Below are 3,979 nucleotides of genomic sequence, written 5' to 3' on the forward strand. Positions count from 1 at the left end.
TTTTTGTCGGGGGGCCCCCGCCCCCCGACCGTGACCCTCGACCCGACGCGGGCCCGCCCCCTGTTGGGGGGCCGGCCGCCCGCGGCGTTTTGGGCGGGGGCCCCCCCGCCGATGTTCGGAGGGCAGGGTGTGCCGACGACGCACACCCTGCCCCCTATCCTTGTCCTGGCCACACCCGTCGTGGCCATCGTCCTGGCAACGAGGCCCGAAACTTGAACCCGTGGCCCTGGGAATCCCGGGGCGAACGAGGAGACAACACACATGCTCTGGTATCTCGGACGCAGGCTCCTACAGGTGATCCCTGTGTTCCTGGGGGCGACGCTCCTGCTCTACGCACTCGTGTTCCTGCGGCCCGGAGACCCCGTGGCCGGCCTGGGCGGGGAGCGCGGTCTCCCCGAGGCCGTGCAAGCCCAGATTCGCGAGCAGTACAACCTGAACGAACCGTTCATCGTGCAGTACCTGCTGTTCCTCAAGGGTGTCTTCACGCTCGACTTCGGCGTCGACTTCCGTGGGCAGGACATCATGGACGTCATCGGCGCGGCGCTGCCGGTCACGTTCCAGCTCGCGATCATGGCGCTCGTCATCGAGGGCGTCTTCGGCGTCCTCTTCGGGCTCTTCGCCGGGATGCGCAAGGGCGGCTGGTTCGACGGCACCGTCCTCGTGATCAGCCTGCTGGTCATCTCCGTGCCGACCTTCGTCATCGGCTTCGTGCTGCAGTTCGTCATGGGCGTGAAGCTCGGCTGGTTCCCCGTCACGGTCGGCAGGGACCCGAACTTCTACAGCCTCCTGCTACCGGCGATCGTGCTGGCAGCGACGTCGTTCGCCTACGTGATCCGCCTGACGCGCACGTCGGTCGCGGAGAACCTCAGCGCCGACTACGTCCGCACCGCGCGGGCCAAGGGTCTCCGTCGCTCGCAGGTCACCGGCCGCCACGTGCTGCGCAACTCGCTCATCCCCGTCGTCACGTTCCTGGGCGCCGACCTCGGCAACCTCATGGGTGGCGCGATCGTGACGGAGGGCATCTTCAACATCAACGGCGTCGGGGGGACGCTCTACCAGGCGATCATCCGAGGCGAGAACATCACCGTCGTCTCGCTCACGACCGTGCTGGTCATCGTCTACATCCTGGCGAACCTGCTCGTCGACCTCCTCTACGCCGCCCTCGACCCGAGGATCCGTTATGCCTGAGAACCGTTACGAGACCGTGCCCGGCGGGCGGCGACCGCGCCCCGGGCAGGAGCACTTCGCCGCCGAGGTCGACGAGGGCGGCCTGGGTGCCGTCGACGCGGTCAAGACGGACGAGGCCCCCTCCAGCCTGTGGCGCGACGCGTGGCGCGAGATGCGCCGGCGCCCGATGTTCTGGGTCGCCGCCGCGATCATCCTGCTCGTCATCACGGTGGCCGCCTTCCCGGGCTGGTTCACGTCCGTCCACCCGCGTTTCGACTGCGAGCTGGCCAAGTCGCTGGACGGCCCGGAGCCCGGGCACCCGTTCGGCTTCGACAAGCAGGGCTGCGACATCTACGCGCGCACCATCTACGGCGCCCGTGCGTCCGTGCTCGTGGGCGTCATGTCCACGGCGATGGTCGTGATCCTCGGCACCATCATGGGCGCCGTCGCCGGCTACTTCGCCGGCTGGTTCGACGTCATCCTGTCGCGCATCACCGACATCTTCTTCGCGATCCCGCTGGTGCTGGCCGCCATCGTCATCATGTCGATCACCACCAACCGGACCAGCTTCACCGTGGCCCTGGTGCTCGCGTCGTTCGGGTGGACGTCCATCGCCCGCATCACGCGCGGCACCGTGATGTCCGTGAAGAACAACGAGTTCGTCACCGCCGCCCGCTCGCTCGGCATGGGGCGCGGCAAGATCCTGCTGAGGCACGTGCTGCCCAACTCGGCGGCACCGATCATCGTGTACGCGACGGTCGCGCTGGGCACGTTCATCGTCGCCGAGGCCACGCTGAGCTTCCTCGGCATCGGTCTGCCGCCCAGCACCGTCTCGTGGGGCGGGGACATCTCGCAGGCCCAGCGGGCGATCCGCCAGGCGCCGGAGATCCTCTTCTACCCGGCCGCAGGCCTGGCGATCACGGTGCTCGGCTTCATCATGATGGGCGACGTCGTGCGCGACGCCCTCGACCCGAAGGCACGGAAGCGATGACGACACAGTTCCCAGTGACGAACGGCAACCAGCCCGTCGGTGAGGGAGACGGCCGCAGCTACGAGGCGGGGACCGACAAGCCCCTGCTCGAGATCCGCGACCTCCAGGTGTCGTTCACCACCTCCGAGGGCGTGGTGCACGCCGTCCGCGGCGCCGACATCACCGTGTACCCCGGACAGTCCGTCGCGATCGTCGGCGAGTCCGGGTCGGGCAAGTCGACCACCGCGCACGCCGTGATCGACCTGCTGCCCGGCACCGGCAAGGTGACCGGCGGCAGCATCAAGTTCGACGGTCGCGAGATCGTGGGCCTGCCCCGCACGGAGATCGAGGCGATGCGCGGCCGGGACATCGGCCTCGTCCCGCAGGACCCGATGTCCAACCTCAACCCCGTGTGGCGCATCGGCACCCAGATCGAGGAGGCCCTCAAGGCCAACGGCTTCGAGGGCGGCAAGCGGGAGCGCAAGGAGCGCGTCGCCGGCCTGCTCCAGGAGGCCGGCCTGCCCGACGCCGAGCGGCGGGCGCGCCAGTTCCCGCACGAGTTCTCGGGCGGCATGCGCCAGCGCTCGCTCATCGCGATCGGGCTGGCCTCGCGGCCGAAGCTCCTCATCGCGGACGAGCCGACGTCGGCCCTCGACGTCACGGTGCAGCGGCAGATCCTCGACCACCTCGAGGTGCTCACGCAGGAGCTCGGCACCGCCGTCCTGTTCATCACCCACGACCTGGGGCTGGCCGCCGAGCGCGCCGAGCACCTCGTGGTGATGTTCAAGGGCCGCGTCGTCGAGTCGGGCCCGGCCCGGCAGATCCTCGCGAACCCGCAGCACCCGTACACCCAGAGGCTGGTCGCCTCCGCGCCGTCGCTCGCGTCCCGCCGCATCCAGGTGGCGCACGAGCAGGGCGAGGAGTCGGAGGAGCTGCTGGCGCCGGACCTCGACGCGACCGTCCCGCTCCCGGCGGCGGGCAAGGCCGCGGAGCGGGACCTCGTCGTGGCGAAGAACCTCACGAAGGTCTTCACCATCCGCGGCGGCCGCCCCGGGGCGTCGACGGACTTCAAGGCCGTCGACGACGTGAGCTTCACGCTCAAGCGGGGCCACACGCTCGCGCTGGTGGGCGAGTCGGGCTCGGGCAAGTCCACGGCGGCGAACATGGTGCTGGGTCTGCTCGACCCGACCTCGGGCGTCGTCGAGTTCGACGGCGCGGACGTCGCGAAGTACTCGCCCAAGGAGGCCTTCGCGTTCCGCCGGCGCATCCAGCCGGTGTTCCAGAACCCGTACGGCTCGCTCGACCCGACGTTCTCCATCTTCCGGTCGATCGAGGAGCCCCTGGCCCTGCACAGGGTCGGCGGCAAGAAGGAACGCGAGAAGCGGGTGCGGGAGCTGCTCGACATGGTGGCGCTGCCGCAGTCGGCGATGCGCCGCTTCCCGAACGAGCTCTCCGGCGGCCAGCGCCAGCGCATCGCCATCGCTCGGGCGCTCGCCCTGCGCCCCGAGGTCATCGTGCTCGACGAGGCCGTGTCGGCCCTCGACGTGCTCGTCCAGGCGCAGATCCTGGAGCTCCTCGGGAACCTGCAGGAGGAGCTGGGGCTGTCGTACCTGTTCATCACGCACGACCTCGCGGTCGTGCGGCAGATCGCCGACTCGGTGGTCGTGATGCAGAACGGCAAGGTCGTGGAACAGGCGACCACCGACGAGGTGTTCGACAACCCGCGCCAGCAGTACACGCGCGACCTGCTCGCCGCCATCCCCGGTGCGGGGCTGGAGGGCGCGGCGATCGCGGGCTGACGTCCCGACGCGGCCCGACGGGGGCCGACGCACGACCTGGTCG

The 3,979-nt window shown here is 69.9% G+C and carries 3 protein-coding genes; all 3 read left to right on the plus strand.

Going from position 1 to position 3,979, the window contains the following annotated elements; all coding sequences use genetic code 11:
* Positions 1-261: 261 nt before the first annotated feature.
* Genes ACFQ80_RS12515 through ACFQ80_RS12525 form a run of 3 tightly spaced genes read left to right on the plus strand, consistent with a single transcriptional unit; the run spans position 262 to position 3,936 of the window.
* A complete protein-coding gene (locus ACFQ80_RS12515; RefSeq protein WP_430545073.1) occupies positions 262-1,188 on the plus strand; it encodes an ABC transporter permease in 927 nt (308 codons plus the stop codon).
* The gene (locus ACFQ80_RS12520) at positions 1,181-2,158 is read left to right on the plus strand and encodes an ABC transporter permease (protein ID WP_430549653.1); all 978 of its coding nucleotides are present in this window, start codon (positions 1,181-1,183) and stop codon (positions 2,156-2,158) included. Before ACFQ80_RS12515 ends, ACFQ80_RS12520 begins: the two co-directional genes overlap by 8 nt.
* The gene (locus tag ACFQ80_RS12525) at positions 2,155-3,936 is read left to right on the plus strand and encodes a dipeptide ABC transporter ATP-binding protein (RefSeq protein ID WP_430563876.1); all 1,782 of its coding nucleotides are present in this window, start codon (positions 2,155-2,157) and stop codon (positions 3,934-3,936) included. The genes ACFQ80_RS12520 and ACFQ80_RS12525 overlap by 4 nt, the downstream gene beginning before the upstream one ends.
* Positions 3,937-3,979: the final 43 nt, after the last annotated feature.

This window comes from Isoptericola sp. NPDC056578 (assembly GCF_042793275.1).
Lineage (GTDB): Bacteria > Actinomycetota > Actinomycetes > Actinomycetales > Cellulomonadaceae > Isoptericola.

What these genes read in the sequence shown, in the direction of transcription:
- ACFQ80_RS12515 (WP_430545073.1), top strand. Translation starts at nt 262, where the DNA reads ATGCTCTGGTATCTCGGACGCAGGCTCCTACAGGTGATCCCTGTGTTC.
- ACFQ80_RS12520 (WP_430549653.1), top strand. Translation starts at nt 1,181, where the DNA reads ATGCCTGAGAACCGTTACGAGACCGTGCCCGGCGGGCGGCGACCGCGC.
- ACFQ80_RS12525 (WP_430563876.1), top strand. Translation starts at nt 2,155, where the DNA reads ATGACGACACAGTTCCCAGTGACGAACGGCAACCAGCCCGTCGGTGAG.